The organism is Hungatella hathewayi WAL-18680 (genome assembly GCF_000235505.1).
GTDB classification, from domain to species: Bacteria; Bacillota; Clostridia; order Lachnospirales; family Lachnospiraceae; genus Hungatella_A; species Hungatella_A hathewayi_A.
On record NZ_JH379027.1, the window covers coordinates 2,809,960 to 2,828,382 of the forward strand.

At 49.3% G+C, this 18,423-nt stretch carries 20 protein-coding genes; all 20 read left to right on the forward strand.

The genetic code is table 11. The features are described 5' to 3' along the window. Window positions 1-530, forward strand: a 530-nt coding sequence (locus HMPREF9473_RS12610) for a 4Fe-4S dicluster domain-containing protein (protein ID WP_006780502.1), incomplete at its 5' end; no start/stop codon positions are given. Between the two features lie 206 nt (window positions 531-736). After that, on the forward strand, window positions 737-2,998 hold the full coding sequence (locus tag HMPREF9473_RS26205; RefSeq protein ID WP_006780503.1) for a sensor histidine kinase: 2,262 nt from the start codon (window positions 737-739) through the stop codon (window positions 2,996-2,998). 27 nt (window positions 2,999-3,025) lie between these two features. Continuing rightward, entirely contained in the window at window positions 3,026-3,838 is an 813-nt protein-coding gene (locus HMPREF9473_RS12620; protein WP_006780504.1) for a response regulator, read from the forward strand. A gap of 168 nt (window positions 3,839-4,006) precedes the next feature. Next, window positions 4,007-4,702 (forward strand): prepilin peptidase, encoded by a 696-nt coding sequence (locus HMPREF9473_RS12625; protein WP_006780505.1) that lies wholly within the window; start codon window positions 4,007-4,009, stop codon window positions 4,700-4,702. 19 nt (window positions 4,703-4,721) lie between these two features. Continuing rightward, on the forward strand, window positions 4,722-4,880 hold the full coding sequence (locus tag HMPREF9473_RS27130; RefSeq protein WP_006780506.1) for a hypothetical protein: 159 nt from the start codon (window positions 4,722-4,724) through the stop codon (window positions 4,878-4,880). 88 nt (window positions 4,881-4,968) lie between these two features. After that, window positions 4,969-5,145, forward strand: coding sequence for a Flp family type IVb pilin (locus HMPREF9473_RS12630; RefSeq protein WP_006780507.1), 177 nt, complete (start codon window positions 4,969-4,971; stop codon window positions 5,143-5,145). A 180-nt stretch (window positions 5,146-5,325) separates the two neighbouring features. Further along, window positions 5,326-6,069 carry a Flp pilus assembly protein CpaB gene (gene cpaB, locus HMPREF9473_RS12635; RefSeq protein WP_006780508.1) on the forward strand — a complete coding sequence of 248 codons (744 nt, stop codon included), beginning with the start codon at window positions 5,326-5,328 and terminating at the stop codon, window positions 6,067-6,069. Window positions 6,070-6,076: 7 nt separating this feature from the next. After that, window positions 6,077-7,270, forward strand: a complete 1,194-nt coding sequence (locus tag HMPREF9473_RS12640) for an AAA family ATPase (protein ID WP_006780509.1) — start codon at window positions 6,077-6,079, stop codon at window positions 7,268-7,270. Window positions 7,271-7,273: 3 nt separating this feature from the next. After that, a complete protein-coding gene (locus HMPREF9473_RS12645; protein WP_006780510.1) occupies window positions 7,274-8,602 on the forward strand; it encodes a CpaF family protein in 1,329 nt (442 codons plus the stop codon). Window positions 8,603-8,614: 12 nt separating this feature from the next. Further along, on the forward strand, window positions 8,615-9,562 hold the full coding sequence (locus HMPREF9473_RS12650; RefSeq protein ID WP_006780511.1) for a type II secretion system F family protein: 948 nt from the start codon (window positions 8,615-8,617) through the stop codon (window positions 9,560-9,562). Window positions 9,563-9,710: 148 nt separating this feature from the next. Continuing rightward, on the forward strand, window positions 9,711-10,499 hold the full coding sequence (locus tag HMPREF9473_RS26210; RefSeq protein ID WP_187388706.1) for a type II secretion system F family protein: 789 nt from the start codon (window positions 9,711-9,713) through the stop codon (window positions 10,497-10,499). 12 nt (window positions 10,500-10,511) lie between these two features. Beyond that, window positions 10,512-10,874: a DUF192 domain-containing protein gene (locus HMPREF9473_RS12660; protein WP_006780513.1), complete on the forward strand. Its 363-nt coding sequence runs from the start codon at window positions 10,512-10,514 to the stop codon at window positions 10,872-10,874. Further along, window positions 10,875-12,128, forward strand: a complete 1,254-nt coding sequence (locus HMPREF9473_RS12665; protein ID WP_006780514.1) for a hypothetical protein — start codon at window positions 10,875-10,877, stop codon at window positions 12,126-12,128. Between the two features lie 22 nt (window positions 12,129-12,150). Beyond that, a complete protein-coding gene (gene cooS, locus HMPREF9473_RS12670; RefSeq protein WP_006780515.1) occupies window positions 12,151-14,043 on the forward strand; it encodes an anaerobic carbon-monoxide dehydrogenase catalytic subunit in 1,893 nt (630 codons plus the stop codon). A 9-nt stretch (window positions 14,044-14,052) separates the two neighbouring features. Then, a complete protein-coding gene (locus tag HMPREF9473_RS12675; protein WP_006780516.1) occupies window positions 14,053-14,499 on the forward strand; it encodes a 4Fe-4S dicluster domain-containing protein in 447 nt (148 codons plus the stop codon). Further along, window positions 14,496-15,812 (forward strand): NAD(P)/FAD-dependent oxidoreductase, encoded by a 1,317-nt coding sequence (locus HMPREF9473_RS12680; RefSeq protein WP_006780517.1) that lies wholly within the window; start codon window positions 14,496-14,498, stop codon window positions 15,810-15,812. Before HMPREF9473_RS12675 ends, HMPREF9473_RS12680 begins: the two co-directional genes overlap by 4 nt. After that, window positions 15,809-16,327, forward strand: a complete 519-nt coding sequence (locus HMPREF9473_RS12685) for a TadE/TadG family type IV pilus assembly protein (RefSeq protein WP_006780518.1) — start codon at window positions 15,809-15,811, stop codon at window positions 16,325-16,327. The genes HMPREF9473_RS12680 and HMPREF9473_RS12685 overlap by 4 nt, the downstream gene beginning before the upstream one ends. A gap of 16 nt (window positions 16,328-16,343) precedes the next feature. Next, window positions 16,344-17,033: a TadE family protein gene (locus HMPREF9473_RS12690; RefSeq protein WP_006780519.1), complete on the forward strand. Its 690-nt coding sequence runs from the start codon at window positions 16,344-16,346 to the stop codon at window positions 17,031-17,033. 8 nt (window positions 17,034-17,041) lie between these two features. Next, window positions 17,042-17,560, forward strand: coding sequence for a TadE/TadG family type IV pilus assembly protein (locus HMPREF9473_RS12695; protein WP_034858377.1), 519 nt, complete (start codon window positions 17,042-17,044; stop codon window positions 17,558-17,560). Between the two features lie 116 nt (window positions 17,561-17,676). Further along, the gene (locus HMPREF9473_RS12700; RefSeq protein ID WP_006780521.1) at window positions 17,677-18,405 is read left to right on the forward strand and encodes a hypothetical protein; all 729 of its coding nucleotides are present in this window, start codon (window positions 17,677-17,679) and stop codon (window positions 18,403-18,405) included. Window positions 18,406-18,423: the final 18 nt, after the last annotated feature.

Here is an 18,423-nt window from a genome sequence, read left to right on the forward strand (position 1 = left end):
AGGAGCTGTACCGGATCTGCGAGCAGCGGGGCGTGGGCATCACCGTGATGAAGGGCTATGCCGGAGGGCGTCTGTTCTCAGCGCAGGCATCCCCATTCGGAGTCGCCCTGACACCGGTCCAGTGTCTTCACTATGCCCTGACAAGACCGGCCGTCGCCAGCGTGATGGCCGGCTACGACACGCCGGAGCATGTGATGGAGGCGGTGGCCTATGAGACGGCATCGGAGGAGGAGAAGGACTACGCCAGCGTCCTGGCAAACGCTCCCCACCACGCCTATTCCGGTCAGTGTACCTACTGCGGCCACTGTGCCCCCTGTCCGTCCGGTATCGATATTGCCATGGTGAACAAGCTGTACGATTTGGCGGCCATGCAGGAGGAGGTCCCGGCAACTGTGCGGGCCCACTACGCCAGTCTTTCCGCCAACGCGGACGACTGCATCGGCTGTCAGGACTGCGAGAGCCGCTGTCCATTCGGCGTGCCGGTGGCGGAGCGGATGGAAAAGGCGAGAAAACTGCTTGGAGAGAAGTGATTGATTCATAACTGGAACATAAACATAAATGGCGGTTGCCACTCAGTGACGGCGCGGAGGAAAGATGATTCCTCCGCGCCGTCTTCCATTTTCGGAAGTAGAATGGTATAATATGGAAAACTGTTTTTCACGCTTTTGTAACACTTGCTGTGATAAAATAAAAAAATTAACTAACGAATGATAATGGATTGAGGGAGCAGCATGACATGGCAGAGCGTAGTATGATGCAGGTAAGCATAAAGGACGGAAGTTTTATACCTGTCATACCGGCAGATGGGGAGCCGGGGAGTTATGAGGAGTGGCGTGCTCATTTTTTTGGCGTGCAGGATATGAATTCGGAGGAATCGGACTGTAGCCAAATCTCATTGGAAGCGCTGAGGAGAATGTCGGAGGAGCAGGATTACCGGGAGCGTGTATTTTTGCTCCGCCGCACAGGCGGCACCTGGTATGAAGTCCGTGTTCTGCCTGGCTGGAAGCCGGAGGAGTGTCTTTTGATGGTCCGGGATGTTCACCATCAGTTCCGAAATTGGGCCAAAAGAAGGCGGATAGAGCTTTATGAGATGGTGCGCAGAAAACTTGCTTTTTTCCGGGAGCAGGGCGCCATATGCGGGATTGTGGTGATAGAACTGGGAAGCGGCAGACATTGCTTCAAGGACCAGCGCAGTAAAAATTTTTTTTCACAGTCGATGTACCAGAGAATGAAAGGCGATTTGAATAATCGAATCCGCAGACTTTCCCTCGGTGAAGGGGAGTACTGTCCGGTGGAGGGCGTTCATGCGGCTACGGACTGTTTCAGCGTGGTGACGGACAACGGTACGGACTGCTGGGTTAGTCTGTTTGGTTACACCATGACCATGGAGTCCGGAAGACGGTATATGTATCTGATCTGGGTCTGCGTTCCGATGATGAGTGGAACGTTGGGAACGGTGAAAGTCAAGGCTGGGACAAACCGCAAACTGACGGAGCTGGTGGAGAGCTATCTGTTTGAGTGGAATATCGAAGATAACCAGATCACGCTGGCCGACAACTGGGATGAGAAATTCAGCGCCGTCGGAAGTGGAAAGAACGGATTTCGCAAGATTGAGCGGTATGTTTTTAAAGATGATATCCCCAAAGTGCGTAAGCTGTTTAACCTGATTCTATCCGGGGATATCGAAGACAACACCATGGTGAGATTTTATATCCGGGACGGGGAGACGGAGAAGGCCGAGTGGTGCAGCATCAGTTTAATCAGTGTTCTCTATGACGGCAGCATTCCCATGTATGTGGTGGGAACGGTCCGGGATTTGAGTTCCAAGCTGAAGATGGTGATGGAAACAACCATGAACAGCCACGGGGTGACAAAGGAGATTGCAGGACGGGCCAGACTGCTGACGGAGCACGTCATCCGTGAGTCGCTGCCGGAATGCAGACATGCCCTGATGGCGGTGAGGATGGATTTTCTCACGAAGAAGGACGGCAATATCGGGATGGAGATGGTCATCTACCAGTACATGGAGTTGGTGACACGGATGATTTATCCGGACGATATTGTGTGGATGGATGAAGAGAATCTGATGCTCTTTCTGCGGGATGTGGGAAATGGATTAAATGCCAGGAAGAAGGCTGAACGAATCTGCCGTGTCCTGGAAAGCAGTGAAAACGGGGAAATGACGGTGGATAGCCGAATCGCCATGTACCCGGATGATGGAAAAGACTTTGACACCCTGATGAAAATGTTGAAATCAGATACGAGTTTAAGCGACGCCAATGTGATACAGACACTGAATGTGGCGGATGTGAGAGACGGTGAAGGGGAACTCTATCATTCGGTGAACTTTATCCCTGATATTCTGGATGAATGGTACCGGACGATAAAAACCAATAATCTGTTGACGAAAGAGATGGAACTCACCAAGGCCCAGCTGATGTTAAGCCAGATTAAACCACATTTCATCTACAATGTGCTGGCCAATATCAAATCTCTGATTTACACGGATGCGGACAAGGCCGCGGATATTGTGGTGGCCTTCACAAAATATCTGCGGGTCCAGTTGAATGCCTTGGGCGAGGATGAACTGGCACAGTTCCCTGAGAGCCTGGATTTTGTCAAAAACTATATCGAGATCGAGAAGAGCCGTTTCCCGGATAAGATTCATGTGGAGTACGATATCCGGTACGAAGACTTCCGACTGCCTCATTTTGTCCTGCAGCCCATTGTGGAAAATGCTATCAAGCATGGAATCTGCAAGCGCGAGACGCCGGGAAATCTTATCATCAGCTCCAGACTCCAGGACAATGTCATCCTGGTGGAGGTCATCGACAATGGTGTCGGCTTCGATACCAGGCATAAGTCCGCAACGGGGAAAGAACACGGCGTGGGGCTTGAAAATGTCAGAATCAGGCTGCGTCATCTGGTGAGGGGAGAACTGCAGATTGAAAGCCGAAACGGCACCGGAACAAGGGTCACTATTAGAATACCAAAATAGAACGAGAATAAAAGGGACGGAAGAAGTATGAAAGTAGTAATCGTTGACGATGAGATTAATATCCTGGAAGACATCAAAAGAAATTTGGCCAGAATCGGGGAACATGAGTGTGTGGGCGCCTTTACTTCATCTTTGGAGGCCCTCAAATTTGTCTACAAAAATCAGGTAGAGCTGGCAATCCTGGACATCGAGATGCCGGGCTTGAACGGGATTGATTTGGCCTCCATGATGAGGGATATCTGGCCTCAGATTCAGTTTATTTTTGTGACAGGATATGATGACTACGCGCTGGCCGCATACCGTCTCCATGCGATGGAGTATATCACCAAGCCTTTTTCCTATTCTGATTTTAACAGAGCCGTCAACCGGGTCGGTCTCTTGGTGGAGCAGCTGAGTGAAGTTTCAGAGAAAAAAGACGATAAAATCATGGTAAGAACTTTTGGAAAATTTGATGTCTACGTTGGAGATTCACCTGTCTTTTTCAAATACAGCAAGTCAAAGGAGCTGTTTGCCTATCTGGTAAATGCAAGAGGAGGCGACGTATCCATGGAGCAGGTGATATCGGTTCTGTGGGAGGAGCGGACCTATGATTCCAAGGTAAAGCAGCTCTACCGGAAGGCGGTGTCGGTTATGCGCAATACGTTCCGGGAAGCTGGCTGTGAGCAGATATGTTCTTATTACAGAAGTTATCTGGCCGCCAGCATGGGGACCTTTGAGTGTGACTATTATCAATTTATGGATGGAAATGAAAAAGTCAGGAAAACCTTTCTGGGCAATTACATGCCGGAATATTCCTGGGCGGAGGAAACGAACGCCATGCTTCAAAATATGCTGGTATAGGGACGCTTAGGCGTCCTTTTTTTTGACTTTTTTTCACACTTTTTTCAAAAAACATGTTGTTTTTCACACTTCTATCACGCTTCGAGAGCAGATGTATAACATAGCAGATGGTATGATGTAGGCACAGTAAGGGAATTAAGAAAAACGAAAGGAAAATATAAGGAGTTTATGGGAGGCTTATCACTGGAATTAATACTGGGATGTCTTGCGGCAGGAGCGGCAGGTATGGTGGTTGGAAAACAGACACCGGCCCTGAGTCTCAGACTCATTGGATATAAAGAATCCAAAAAAGGAAAGCGCTATAAACCTTATGTATTTCCCCGGTGGAGGAGCTGGCTTTACGGCGCCGGACTTGCAGTGGCGTGGGCGATGGCCGCATACTATTACACATCGGCTTATATGGTGATTGTAGCGGCTCTGGCACTGGTGGCACTGGTGATCGTCTATGTGGACAACCGGTACCGGATTATCGCAAATGAAATTACCGTACCGCTGATGGTGTTTGGATTGTTTTTCAATCTGCTTCAAGGTGGGATAAAAGGAGTGGCTGGCAGTCTTTTGGCCGCGGTTTTGGGAACACTGCTCTGTGCAGCGGCGGCTGTTCTGACCAGAAAAAACCAGGCTGTGGGAGCCGGGGATGTCAAACTGATGATGGCGGCAGCTATGGTGACGGGGTTTTATGGATTTGTATATATGATGTTTTTCATGGCTGTGACTATGGGGATTTATTGTGTTGGAGGGTTGCTGCTTAAGAAATTTACCCTGCAAAGCTATTTCCCTATGGGAGGGTTTATCGCACTGGGTATGGTGTTGGCATTTTTTGAAGAACAGTTGATGCCTATTCTGCATCTGCTGATAGGTTGAGAGAAAGAATGGTGGGGCTATGGAAAAGTTGAGGTGGCTGGCAGAGGAAGAAGGCGGACAGGGGATGGTGGAATATGTATTGATTTTTATGTTGGTGGCCGCTATGTCAATAAGTATCTTAACGAAACTTGGATTAAAAGTGGCTGGTTTTTACGCCGAAGCGGAAGCAGAATTTTGAATCAATTGGTAAGGAATAACATTCCTGGCCTTTGAGATAAAAAGAGTACCTATAAAATGAAAATGATAACGTTTAGGAGGATGCACGAATGAAGAAGTTTGAAGAAATGAAGAAATGGCTGGCAGAGGAAGAGAGTGGACAGGGCATGGTAGAGTACGGTTTGATTATTGTACTTATTGCGGTTGTTGTAATAACAGCTTTGACTACTATTGGCACTAGCTTAAAAGGTAAGTTCGAAGAAATTGCAACAGCAGTTAGTAAATAGGACTGTTAGTCCATGATTGATTTGTAGTTTAAATCGATACCACAGAATACCATTTCACAGCACATACACAAACTGTGAGTGACGGAAAAGAGACATTGCAATGTAGGGATTTCATCTCTTTGCGTTGCAATGTTTTTTTTAAAAGACACAAAGTTGATGAAATAAAGAAAGGGCAGAACGATGAAAAAGACGAAATTAATCGCGCTGCTGGCCGCGGTGATTGCCACAATCGCTATTTGGTCCGTGTTAAACCGCCGGACAACTCCGCAGTTTGATGAGGCGGATTACCTGCCGGTCGTTACCGCGAGAATCAACATCTCAGAGGGAACCGTGATTGAGGCGGGCATGCTGGAAGTAAGGCAGGTTCTAAGTACTTATGTGCCTGGAAGCGCCTATACCCAGACGGATGATGTGATTGGAAATGTGGCAAGAGATGAGATTGCCGCTGGCGAGATGGTCACGAGAGGACGGTTCTCCACAACAGAAGGTGGAGGCATCGGGCTGGCCTATCAGATGGAGGACGGAAGACGGGCATTTACTCTGGAGGTGGGAATTGAAGCAGGCGTAGCGGGACTGATTGCGGTGGGAAACAAGGTGGATATCCTTGTGACCGATTTAAATGAGGAGGGACAATTCACCACCGATTATCTGCTTCAGCAGGTTGAGGTGCTGGCTGTGGATTCCCGCTTAAAAAAGTTTGATGCGTCTGATATCATGTATGGAAGCGTCACCCTGTCTGTCACACCGGAGGAAGCGTTGCTGACGGAATCCAGGGTGTATACGGCGAGGACCGTAAACGGCGGTAATCTGCGGCTGACTCTTCGTCCACAGGCGGACGAGTCTATCTCGGAGGCGGAGCCAGTCGTATATCAAGGCGTGACAACCACCGTACCAGTCCCGGAGACGGAAGCGGAACAGGAGTAAGTGAACGATGAATATTAGGACATTACTTGTTGGATTTGACAACGATATGAGAGACCGGCTGTCAGACATGCTTTATCAGTCGGAGATAGAGATAAAAGACCAAATCATGGATATCGCCCGTGGAACCGAAATCATTGACAGGAACAAACCAAACCTGCTTTTGATTCCCGCGCAGATGGACAGGAAACTGTTGATGTTCTGTCAGCAGATCTATATTCTCTATCCGGAAGTAACGATGGTTATGATTTCGGATACGGTGGATACCGGCATTTTCAATTATGCCATGGAAGCGGGAGTGCGCAGAGTAATTGCCCCGCTGCCTTCCGCGGAAGAGTTGATTGGCGCATTAAAGGAACTGTGCATCAGCGAGAGTTCCCGGCATTTTAACCGCTCCGGTGGAAATGCCGGGCTCCCCAAAACGGAAGTCCTGTTTGTGACAGGGGCAAGCGGCGGCATCGGCAAAACCACCCTGGCCGTCAATCTGGCGGTGAAACTGGCCGCCCAGCGGCGCAAAGTGGTGCTTTTGGATTTTCATATGCAGTACGGAGATACCGGCATGTTCCTGGGCATCGAACCGAAGCAGACCGTGGCAGAACTTCTGCAGGAGCAGAAGACCCCCACTCTGGACACGGTCAATTCCTATTTGGAATTCCACCAGTCCGGGCTGAAGGTCCTGTTTGGACCAAAGAGCCCGGAATATGCGGAAACCGTAGGTGGAAAGAATATCGAGAAGATTATCGGGATTTTGAGAAATTATTATGACTATATTGTCATAGACGGCAGTGTTGGCTTTGGCGACGTGAATCTGGCAATTCTGGACATGTGCACCGCCATCCTGCTTGTAGCACAACCGCAGATCAATAATTTAAAAAACACCAAGAAGGCGCTCCTCCTTTATGGAACGTTAAATATGGAGCAGAAAATCCGTCTTATCATGAGGGAAACTCCCTCAAAGACTATTTCCCAAGCTGATGTGGAGCGGGTGCTGGGACGGAAAGTCGATATTTCCCTTCCCTACGATGAAAAGTCCGCGTCCTCGGCCTTAAATCAGGGAAAACCGATCGTTTTGTCCGCGCCAAAAAGTTCTTATACGACTGCCGTTTTCAGGCTCTGCTCCATGATCGAGGGGACGGCCGCTGTGCCGGAGCGGAATAAAAAGAAACAGGCTCCGGCTGGAAAGAAAACGAAAAAGCGAGGGTAAGATATGGGACTTCTGGAACGGCTGGAGCAGGCCAAACTTGTAAAGGCTGCGCAGGATAAGGACGTGCAGCCGGAGAATATCGAGTATTATGATGAATATGAAGAATTTAAAGATAAGATTCATATGGAACTGGTCAAGCGGGCCAATACCCCTCTGGGCGAAGATGAAAAGCCGACGGATATCAGGACCGTCATCAGCCAGCTTGTGGAGGCAGGAGGGGAGGATATTCCCAGAAGCACCAAGCAGAAACTGGTCCAGCAGATTTATGATGAGGCCCAGGGACTGGGACCGTTGGAAAAACTTCTCAGGGATGACACCATCAGTGAGGTCATGGTAAACGGCCCCTATAATGTCTATGTGGAGAGACGGGGACGTCTGGAGCTGACGGATATCAAGCTGAAGGATGACCGCTATGTGCTGGAGCTGATAGGCAAGATTGCAGGTCCTCTGGGGAGAAGATGTGATGAATCCAGCCCGATGCTGGATGCCAGACTACCGGACGGCTCCCGTGTCAACGCGATTATTCCGCCGCTGTCCTTAAAAGGGCCGTCCATTACCATACGTAAGTTTTCCAAAATTCCTCTCCGCGCCGATAATCTGATAGATTTTGGCTCCGCCTCCTTTCAGATGCTTCAATTTCTGGAAGCCTGTGTCAAGGCAAGAGCCAATGTGATTGTCTGTGGTGGTACCGGAAGTGGAAAGACTACACTGCTGAACATTTTGTCAGCCTACATTCCAGATGACGAGCGGATTGTCACCATAGAAGATTCCGCCGAGTTGCAGCTCAGCCAGCGTCACACGCTTACGCTGGAAAGCCGTCCCTCCAATGCCGAAGGCAAAGGAGAAATCACCATCCGGGATTTGGTGAGAAATGCTCTTCGTATGAGACCGGACAGGATTATCGTCGGCGAGTGCCGTTCCGGCGAGACGCTGGATATGCTTCAGGCCATGAATACGGGCCATGACGGCTCCATGACGACAGCCCACGCCAATTCCTCCAGAGATGTGATTTCCAGATTAGAAACCATGGTTTTAATGGCAGGAATGGATCTTCCCATCAGAGCCATCCGGGAGCAGATCGCGTCTGCCTTTGATATCATTGTCAACCAGTCCAGGATGAAGGATGGAAGCAGAAAGATTGTGGAAATTTCCGAGGTCCTCGGCATGGAATCTGACGTGGTGACGCTTCAGACGCTGTACCGTTTTGTCCCGGAGGGATTTGACACTTCAGGGAAGGCGCTTGGCCACTATGAAGCGACGGGAATCCGTCCCAGAGTGATTGGAAAGATGGAAGACCGGGGAATTCACCCCATGGATTCCTGGTTTGCCTAGAGGAGGATTGAGATGGAGATAGCGGTTCTGTCCCTGTTGTTTGGTATCTATGTGTTTGCTCTGTTTTTGTTTTTATCCGGCTTAATTTTCCATGGGGAGCGATATTTGGAAAACCAAATGGAACAGATTTCCCGCATGGGAAAAAGAGGGGTGGAAGAAAAGCAGGGAACGAAGAAAAAGAAAGATAAAAAGACGGAGTCTTTGTTTCATATTAAGGGGTCTCAACAATTACGCAGAGAACTGGAAAGCTCCGGGATACGGATAAGCGTTCAGGAATATCTGGTTATATGGATAAGTGTGATGCTTCTTCCAGCCGCCATGGCTTATTTTGTCACCGGCAAGCTGATTACGTCTCTTATGCTGTTGGTTATTTGTGCATTTCTGCCTCCCATAACGGTAAATATGTTTCGCAAGAAGCGTCTGGATAAATTTTCCGTACAGTTGGGAGACGCGCTGATGACCGTCAGCAACTGTCTGCGAAGCGGTTTTTCCTTCCGACAGGCCATTGAACGGGTCAGCACCGATATGCCGGACCCCATTGCGGAGGAATTTAAACTGGCACTGCTGGAGATGAGTTATGGAGCGCCTATGGAGACTGCGCTTGGCGGCATAGCGGAGCGGATGGAGAACCGGGATATGGAGATGATAAATTCCGCGATCATGGTACAGCAACAGGTAGGCGGTAACTTGTCAGAGGTCATTGATAATGTCTCTACAACCATCAAAGACCGGATACGAATCCGCCAGAGCTTAAAAACGCTGACGGCACAGGGACGGGTATCAGGACTGATTCTCGGCCTTCTTCCGGTTTTTTCCCTGATTGCGCTCACCTTTTTGAATCCGGATTATATGAGTACCTTCTACACTACTGATTTGGGCAGAATCCTGTTACTTGTGTCGGCGGTGATGGAGGGGGCTGGATTTCTTCTTATCAGGAAAATTGTCAATATCAAAGTATAGAATTTGGAAACTACAATCGACAGGGGTGTGAGGTATGATGAAATGGATTGCAGTATTGTGCACAGGGGTCAGTGTTTATAGTATGATAGTCCTTTTATTCGGTGGCAGGGAACAGGTTCTGCAAGAGCAGCTTGATGCCATAGAATCGATGGGGAATGAAAAGAAAATCAGAAATAGAACTTCTAACGGCTTTCTGGCCTCCCGAATGCTTAAGGCAGCTTTTGGAAAACTGCTCTCCATGGTTGGTGCCCTTCTTCCTGTGAGCAGTAAGGATAAACAGCGGATCAGTGTTCTGATGTACCAGAGCGGATTTCATATGAAGCCGGAGGAGTATATCGCATTTCAGCTTCTGGCTATGGGAGGAGGCGCTCTCGCCGGACTATATTTTGGATTTATGACAGGGCGAAGCCTGGGGCTGTGCGCCTTGTTGGGCGTCTACTGTTGTTATGCCTTAGTCCGTTATAGCACTTCGGGAAAAGCAACGAAACGGAAGGAACGGATTGAGCGTCAGTTCCCGGAGATACTGGATTTACTTAGCATCAGCGTGGAAGCCGGTCTTGGGTTTAACCAGGCGATGCAGTATATCACGGAGCAGTGCCAAGGGGACCTGGTCGACGAATTTTCAACCACGGTCCGCGCCATGAGCCTGGGTCAGAGCCGGAGAACGGCGCTGGAGGAAATGGCCTCCCGGTGTGGGATTGATGAGATTCGCACCTTTACAGGTGCCGTGATTCAGGCGGATGAACTAGGGATAGCCTTAAAAAACATCCTGAGTTCCCAAGCCCAGGAGATGCGTAACTTACAGAAAATGAAGACAGAAGAACGTGCTCAGAAAGTGCCGATCAAGATGCTGATTCCGATGGGATTTCTGATATTTCCGGTGATGCTGATTATTATTTTGGGGCCGGCTATCCCCCAACTGATGACAGTTTTTTAAGGGGGAGAGACGATGGGTTACCAAATTCGATATGAAAATGAGAAAGAGACGCTGCTGGAACAGGTGAAACTGGCTGACAATTTTATGAGCCGATTGATAGGACTTATGGGAAGGAAAAGTATTGGTACACAGGAAGGACTTCTCCTCAAGAAAGTATCCTGCATTCACATGTGTTTCATGCGTTTTTCCATATGCGCCGTATACCTGGACAAAAACTTCTGCGTTATTGACAAGGAGACAGTGAAGCCGTGGCGCTGCGGGAAATTCTGCAAGGGAGCGGTCCATGTATTGGAGATGCATGAAAGCCGGTTAAAAGATATACGGCTGTCAGAAAAACTGGTGTTGGAAGACGACGGACGGGAAAGGAGAGCATAGATGGACATGTTTGATAAAATGGGGCAAGAAGAACCTGACAAGACTGATGAACTGGGGGATATCCGCAGACAGTACGAGCAGGCGGAACTTGAAGAGAGCTTAAAAACCGTCCTGTTCGGCGGATATTCCAAAAAGAAGGTCAATGAAATCATCAGCACTTACAAAGAGATGATTGACTGGATGCAGGGCAACTTTGATTATCGTCTCAAGGAATTGAGTGCGGAAAAGGAGAGAGTCTGCAACGAGCGCGTTATCCTTAAAAAACAGCTGAACGAAGAGCTGGAAAAGAATAAAAAGATGGACAGCCTGCTGGAGGACACCGAGTACTGGAAGAGCCAGTATGAAGAACTGATGGCACGATATGAGGCAGCCGACAGAAGTCTCCTCACCACACAGGAAGAGCAGGCGGAACTCCTGCGGCAGTGCAGTGTCACGTCCAAGCGTTTGGAGGAGCTGGAGGCGGAACTGGAAATTCTGAGGAAGCAGAAGCAGTCTGCGCCGCCAAAGCAGCAGGTTGAGCAGGTTGAACAGGCGTCGCCGCAGCCATATGAGCCCGCACCGGCTTCCGGCGGAGATACGGCGCTGATTGCCGCTCTGACAAGGCAGCTGGAGCACCTCACCACCTACTGTGAATCCATGGAAAACCAGCAGAGAAGCCTGGAAGCGCAGATATCCAGCATGAAGAATATCAGCCAGGAACTGGAGAAACTCTCCCTCCAATACGAGGAAAACCAGGCAGAATTAAAGGATGTCCGCAGAAAATATAACAGCGTGAAGAATGAAAACTATTCCCTGAACAGTGAGATGGAATCAACCAGCCAGATTCTGGAAGAAATCCTGGTACAGTTTGAGCAGAGAGAGCAGGAAAACGACCGTCTGCATCAGGAAATCAACGAGTATCAGGAACAGCTAATGGCTGTCAAAAAAGAAAAGCTGGCACAGGACCAGTCCAATCTAACCTACATGGAACGGGCCTATCACGCGGAAAAAGAAATGCAGAAGACCCAGGAAGAACTGCGCAGGACCCAGAAGGAACTGGAAGAACTGCGCAAGGAATACAGTACTCTTGAAAACAGCAAGGTGATTAAAATCCAGAGCGCGGCGGGAATTGAGGAAGTGGATATCCCGGAGAAAGAGAAAATCGATGAGCTGTTGCGGCGTGCATCGGCTGTCACCGGCCGGAGCCAGGAGGTGGAAAAGAGTCCACCGGGAACTGGCACCTTAAGCATTACGAGCGATAAGGAAATTTTATAAACCATACAGAACGGAGGAGAACATGAGCCAGCAAACAGAAGAGTTAAACGGGAATATCTGCAGGAGTGCGGATAAAAGTCTTGAAACATATATGGAAAGTCTTCCTTATGAGACATCGTTCCACCGGGTGGAAGGCCAGTCTGTCAAATGCAGCTTTGGTCTTTTGGGAACCTGCTGCCGGCTCTGCGCCAACGGCCCCTGCCGGATTGTGCCCGGAGGGGAGCGGGGTGTCTGTGGAGCGGATGCCGACACCATTGTGGCGCGCAGCTTCCTGCGGGCGGTAGCCTGCGGTTCCGGCTGTTATATCCATGTGGTTGAAAATGCGGCCAAAAATCTGAAAAAAGCGGCGATCGCCAGAGCAAAATTTTCCAGTCCGGAAGCAGTGAACCGTCTGGCAGGAATGCTGGGAATCGAAAGAAAAGAGGATCTCTATGACACGGCCATAGAGATTGCCGATACCATAAGGGAGGACCTCTATCGTGACTCGGAGGAGGAGATGAGTGGCATCGAGCGTTTAAGTCTTTCGAAGCGGTATGAAACCTGGCGAAAACTGGGAATCCTTCCCGGAGGCGCGAAATCGGAAGTCTTTGATGGCGCCGTCAAGACCTCCACAAACCTATCCAGCGACGCGGTGGACATGTATCTGCACAGCCTGCGCCTTGGCATCTCCACCGGTGTCTACGGGTTGAAACTGACAAACCTGATACATGACATCTTGATTGGTGAGCCGGAAATCCATTTTGCACCTGTGGGATTCCAGGTAATTAACCCCGATTACATCAATATCATGCTGACCGGACACCAGGAGGACTTATTCATCCAGTTTATGAGGGAAGCGGCGTCACCTGCTTCGCGTTCCATCGCCAATGAGGCTGGGGCAAAGGGCTTCCGCGTTGTGGGCTGTACCTGTGTGGGACTGGAGATGCAGCAGAAAAAATCAGTTTACGGCGAAGTATATGCCGGAACGGCAGGTAACAATTTCGCCAGTGAGGCGGTTCTGGCTACGGGGGCCATCGATGGCGTGGTATCTGAATTTAACTGCACCCTTCCCGGAATCGAGACGATTTGCAGCGAACTGGAAATTGAGCAGATCTGTATTGATGATATGGCCAAAAAGAAGGAAGCCGCATTAATTCCGTTCCGTTACGAGACAGCTGATGAGGACGCCAGGATGATCTTAAAAAAAGTGGCGGAGCGCTACCAGCGCCGCAGAAAACGCATCAAAGTCCACCTTCCGGAACATCACGGAAGTGAGCGGAGTCTGGTGGGACTCAGCGAACTGTCTTTAAAGAAATTCCTGGGAGAGACCTGGAAGCCTTTAATCGAACTGATTATCATCGGCAGAATCAAGGGCATTGCCGGAGTCGTGGGCTGCTCCAGCTTAGACGGCGGTCATGACGTTCTGACCCAGCAGCTGGTCAGGGAACTTATCAAGCGGGATATTCTGGTCTTAAGCGCCGGTTGTACCTCCGGCGGGCTGGCAAACTGCGGCTTCATGGAACCGGAGGCGGCAGATATGGCAGGGGATTCCTTAAAGGAGGTATGCCGTTCCCTTGGAATACCGCCCGTTTTAAATTTTGGCTCCTGCCTGGCTATTGGAAGGCTGGAGATGGTGGCGGAGGAACTGGCCGGAGAGTTGAAGATTGATATCTCACAGCTTCCCCTTGTCCTGTCGGCCGCCCAGTGGCTGGAGGAACAGGCTCTGGCAGACGGAGCTTACGGTCTCGCTCTGGGACTAACCCTCCATCTGGGGAAACCGCCGTTTGTGACGGGAAGTCCACTGGCGGTGGAACTGTTTACGAGTCAGATGGAGAGCCTGACAGGAGGACGCCTGATATTGGAACAGGATGGAACTGCTGCCGCCGACCGTCTGGAGGAAGTGATTATCCAGAAGAGAAAAGCTCTGAACATATAGGAGAATAACATGAAGCGTATTATGATAGACGCGTCTCTGTGCACCGGATGCTTAAACTGTACCATGGAATGCATGAACAACCACAGAGATTCAAACATAATTTATGATTTGGATGCAGCCAATCCGGGAAATCCCCCCAGGAACAGGATTTACCAGCGAGACAACCGGTATTTTCCCATATTCTGCCGCAATTGCAGTGAGCCGGACTGTGTGAATGCATGCATGAGCGGGGCCCTTAAGAAAGACGAGGAGAGTGGACTTGTCCTCTATGATGAAACAGTTTGCGCCAAATGCTTCATGTGCGTCATGGCCTGCCGGTATGGCCACCCCAGACCGGCTGCCAGTCTGGACAAAGTGATTCGGTGTGATTTCTGCAGGAATACAAAAGAAAAAGAGCCGCAGTGTGTGAAGGCCTGTCCTGTAAAAGCCATAGAAGTGCAGGAGGTGAATGCATGAACTATGTAATTATTGGAGCCGGCGCCGCAGGGCTTTCGGCGGCGGAAGAGTTAAGAAAGCTGGACCCCGCCGCAGGGATAACCATACTGTCCGCGGAACCGGAAATTTATTCCAGATGTATGCTGCATCAATATCTTGGCGGTGAGCGCAGCCTTTCCTCCATGAGGTTTGTGCCGGAGGATTTCTTCGAGCGGCTGAATATCGATGTCCTTAAGAACTGCCGGGTAACATCCATACAGGAGGCGGAGCACAATGTGGTATTGGAAGATGGTACGCTCATTCCCTATGACAGACTGCTGATTGCAACTGGAGCCACCTATTTTATACCTCCAATTCCAAACTTTCGGGATGCGGAAAATGTCTTCGGCTTCAGAGAGATTGAGGACATAAAACGGATCACCGCTTCATCGGAGAAGCTGGGAGAGTGTGCCGTAATCATCGGCGGAGGCTTAATTGGCCTGGATGCTGCGTACGGCATGATGAGAAGAGGATATCAGGTGACACTGATTGAGAAAGAACCCCGCCTGATGCCGCTCCAGGCTGACGATTATGTGTCGGGGCTGTTGAAGCAGGTATTTGAAGAGGAAGGCTGCCATGTTTTGCTGGGGGCCGAGGTGAAAGATTCTGTGACGGATGAAAACGATATGATAACGAAGGTCGTGCTGGCAGACGGAACCGATATTACCTGTGATTTTGTCGTGGCCGCCGCCAGCGTGAAACCGCAGATGGACTTTTTGGAGGGAACCAGCATTCAGGCGCTGTATATGAATTACCACATTCACACGGTGTTGAGCCGCTTTCTGAAAAAGACAGATATCCATGTCAACAAGGGGCTGGAGGTGGACGCGTACATGCGCACCAATTCCAGTGACATCTATGCGGCAGGCGATGTGACGGGGCTCTCCGCCATATGGCCCGATGCCAGACTCATGGGCCGGTGCGCGGCCAGAAACATGTGTGCCGGAGACACCCACAAGCCTGAACTGTACCAGTTCAAGAATACGGCCAACTTTTACGGGCTGGTGCTGTTCTCGGCAGGTAAGACCGTCGTGGATGAGGAGCGCTATGAGGTGCTGGTGCAGCAGGGGAAAACATCATACCGGAAATTAATCTTGAAGGATGGAATACTGGAAGGCGTTTTGATGACAGGAGATTTGTCCAATGCCGGAGTTTATCTTCACGCCCTGACCCACCGCCTGAATCTGGATGGGATGAGAGGACGCCTCTTCCGTCTGTCCTTTTCCGACTGGTATGGCATCGATGAGGAAAGCGGAGAATACTGCTATACAATGGAGGGCCGTGATTATTCATGAACAAGTTTATAAAAAGATGGCGACGGCTGCTGTCCCGGCGGGAAGAGGGACAGAGCCTTGTGGAATTTGCGTTTGTGTTTCCGGTTCTGCTTATATTCTTCAGCGGGATTGCGGATACGGGGTGGATGATATATAACTACATCAGCCTGGCGGATATGACAGATACGGCAGTCCATGCCAACATTAAGTCAAACCCCAGCGACGCGGAAGATTTTATCAGCCTGTATATTGAAAAATCCTTCCCGGAATTTAATGGCAGCGCTATCCAGCTGTCCGCTGATACCCAGGTAACCCGGTACGACTATTACGACTACGTCTATAAATCCAATAAAAACAAGCACTGGAAAGTGCCTATGTATTATAAAGTACTGAAAACAACCCTCGATATCAATTATCAGGTGGATTACTTAACACCTATGGGGAAATTGATTTTTGGGGATACGGATAATCACATGGATTTAAGCGCTCACAGTTCTGCCGTAAAGGTTCTGGAAAATGATGCTTATAAGCCATAAGAAAGGAGATGGGAACATGAGCGGCAGATGGAAGAAACTAAAAAGAGAGTCTGGCCAGGCTATGGTAGAGTTTGCGCTGGTTCTTCCTATCCTCCTGCTGGCGATTATTGGCTGCATGGAGGTCGCCTGGTATATGACTGCAAAGTACAATCTCAACCAGTACGCAGAGGCCGTGGGACGTAATGTCAAAGGACCGTATATGTTAATCTGGTATCACGATGTTCACCCGAATGACTGGGTAGTGGAAAGTACGGGACGAAAGCCGTCCTGGCTGAGTCCGGAGGAACAGGCGCTCTGGAGTTTTGATGAATATGATGGCTGGTTTGCATTTGCCGATCCGGGACCCGGTGAGACGATTGACCCCTGGTATTATTCTTATGCCTTTGACAGCGAGATACTGTTCAAAAAGCGTTTGCAGGGTCTTGTCACAATGATAGACCCGGATAAGGTCAACTATACCATCCGTGGCGGCTGGTATATCAATGCGGAGGTTCTTCATGTCCCCGGCAAAAAGGCATCGTGGGCGGCACCGAGAGATGGTGAAAAGATAGAGTATTACAGTGCGGATGTGAGAGTGGATATGACATACCGCTATGAACCGCTGACCGTAGTGGGCCAGTGGATGTTCTGTCATGGAACGGATTATCTCACGATGAAGGTGGATGGACGTTATGTCTATAACCTTCCTCCCGGTATCAACACATAGGAGGGCGTATGTTCAAACATTGGTTTAAAACCTGGTTAAAAAAAGAAGAAGGAAATGCAATGATAATGGGAGCTTTTGGAATCATCCTTCTTCTCATGTTTATGGGAATTATGGTGGATATGGGGCTGTATTTTACCAGCTACCGAAGACTCAGCGCAGTTACCAAGTATTCCTCGGAGGAAATCCAGCAGATGCTTCCATATTATTCCTTTGCAAACGACTATGAGTCGGCTTTTCGGACGGAGTTTAATAAGAATCTCTACGAATACGGATATACCCTGGACAATGTAGACCGAAGCACAATCACCAGAATCAACACTTCCCGGCTGGGAAATCCCATCATTTCCGTCGAGATGGACGTGGCCCTCCATGACACGTATCAATGCATCTTCCTTCCGATCATCGGAATTTCGGAGCTCCCGGTTAACGCCAGCAGGAAAACCGCCCAATCCTACGGTATTGAAAAGCGGTACACAGCGGGGATGCCTGTCGAACTGTGGACAGGGGGAGTGGAGCTGGACGATTAGATTGTTTTTGTATGTCGTATCATTTCCTCAAAAATATTTTTTATTTACTGTCACAAGCAGACTGAAAATTTGTCTAATAAAGAGAGTAATAAAAATAAATATCAGGAGGATAGAATATGATTACGCCAATGACAAAAACACTGGAGACGGAACTACTTTGGTCCGAGGAGGAACTTACCAAAAAAAGTAAAATGAAAAACGAGGGGGCCGGTCTTTTGCTCCTGGGAATCGGAATACTTGCTGCGGGAGTCTGCAATCATCTGCTGCTCCAAATCATATATGAAAGCAGGATAATTTGGAGCGCAGTCACCATATGCTGTGTACTTTTGGGCATTGTCCTGGCATGGTTTGGGATAAAGCTGATTAACAAAGTTGGCGCTTCCGTTGCAGAGGAAACTGCCAAGGACAGTGGTTACACCGCAAAGGAGATTTTGGAGTGCTATCAGGAGAGCCGCCAGCCAAGTACCTTATTGCTGTCCCTGTCCTCCAGCCCTTCCAAAGAAAAAGACTTTATGGAAGTTGGTTTTTTGACTAAGAACTGGCTGAAACTGCCAAAGAATATTTTTTGTGGTATTATGCGGATATCGGATGTGGCGGCGATTTGGTATGAAGAGACAGCGCTTCCTGGCTATGACCCTGGAATTTTCGTTGTGAAAAGTGATGGGAAGTTGCGGTATGTCAAGTGTAAGTCCGATGCAGGCAGAGAAATCGTTGATGCGATAACCGCCAGAAATTCTAAAAGTATCACGATACGGAAGTTTATGTTTGATGGGAATGAGTATGACGCCTTTCAAAGTCCACAGAAAACAGCGGATATTTATCGAATCACTCAGTACGAAAGGTAACCCATCATTCCACTCATT

Bases quoted from the DNA above. Each gene is read 5' to 3' on its own strand.
- HMPREF9473_RS12675 (WP_006780516.1), top strand. From the start codon at position 14,053: ATGAAGCGTATTATGATAGACGCGTCTCTGTGCACCGGATGCTTAAAC.
- HMPREF9473_RS12685 (WP_006780518.1), top strand. From the start codon at position 15,809: ATGAACAAGTTTATAAAAAGATGGCGACGGCTGCTGTCCCGGCGGGAA.
- cpaB (WP_006780508.1), top strand. From the start codon at position 5,326: ATGAAAAAGACGAAATTAATCGCGCTGCTGGCCGCGGTGATTGCCACA.
- HMPREF9473_RS26205 (WP_006780503.1), top strand. From the start codon at position 737: ATGGCAGAGCGTAGTATGATGCAGGTAAGCATAAAGGACGGAAGTTTT.
- HMPREF9473_RS12690 (WP_006780519.1), top strand. From the start codon at position 16,344: ATGAGCGGCAGATGGAAGAAACTAAAAAGAGAGTCTGGCCAGGCTATG.
- HMPREF9473_RS12625 (WP_006780505.1), top strand. From the start codon at position 4,007: ATGGGAGGCTTATCACTGGAATTAATACTGGGATGTCTTGCGGCAGGA.
- HMPREF9473_RS12665 (WP_006780514.1), top strand. From the start codon at position 10,875: ATGGACATGTTTGATAAAATGGGGCAAGAAGAACCTGACAAGACTGAT.
- HMPREF9473_RS27130 (WP_006780506.1), top strand. From the start codon at position 4,722: ATGGAAAAGTTGAGGTGGCTGGCAGAGGAAGAAGGCGGACAGGGGATG.
- cooS (WP_006780515.1), top strand. From the start codon at position 12,151: ATGAGCCAGCAAACAGAAGAGTTAAACGGGAATATCTGCAGGAGTGCG.
- HMPREF9473_RS12645 (WP_006780510.1), top strand. From the start codon at position 7,274: ATGGGACTTCTGGAACGGCTGGAGCAGGCCAAACTTGTAAAGGCTGCG.
- HMPREF9473_RS12630 (WP_006780507.1), top strand. From the start codon at position 4,969: ATGAAGAAGTTTGAAGAAATGAAGAAATGGCTGGCAGAGGAAGAGAGT.
- HMPREF9473_RS12700 (WP_006780521.1), top strand. From the start codon at position 17,677: ATGATTACGCCAATGACAAAAACACTGGAGACGGAACTACTTTGGTCC.
- HMPREF9473_RS12650 (WP_006780511.1), top strand. From the start codon at position 8,615: ATGGAGATAGCGGTTCTGTCCCTGTTGTTTGGTATCTATGTGTTTGCT.
- HMPREF9473_RS12680 (WP_006780517.1), top strand. From the start codon at position 14,496: ATGAACTATGTAATTATTGGAGCCGGCGCCGCAGGGCTTTCGGCGGCG.
- HMPREF9473_RS26210 (WP_187388706.1), top strand. From the start codon at position 9,711: ATGGGGAATGAAAAGAAAATCAGAAATAGAACTTCTAACGGCTTTCTG.
- HMPREF9473_RS12695 (WP_034858377.1), top strand. From the start codon at position 17,042: ATGTTCAAACATTGGTTTAAAACCTGGTTAAAAAAAGAAGAAGGAAAT.
- HMPREF9473_RS12620 (WP_006780504.1), top strand. From the start codon at position 3,026: ATGAAAGTAGTAATCGTTGACGATGAGATTAATATCCTGGAAGACATC.
- HMPREF9473_RS12640 (WP_006780509.1), top strand. From the start codon at position 6,077: ATGAATATTAGGACATTACTTGTTGGATTTGACAACGATATGAGAGAC.
- HMPREF9473_RS12660 (WP_006780513.1), top strand. From the start codon at position 10,512: ATGGGTTACCAAATTCGATATGAAAATGAGAAAGAGACGCTGCTGGAA.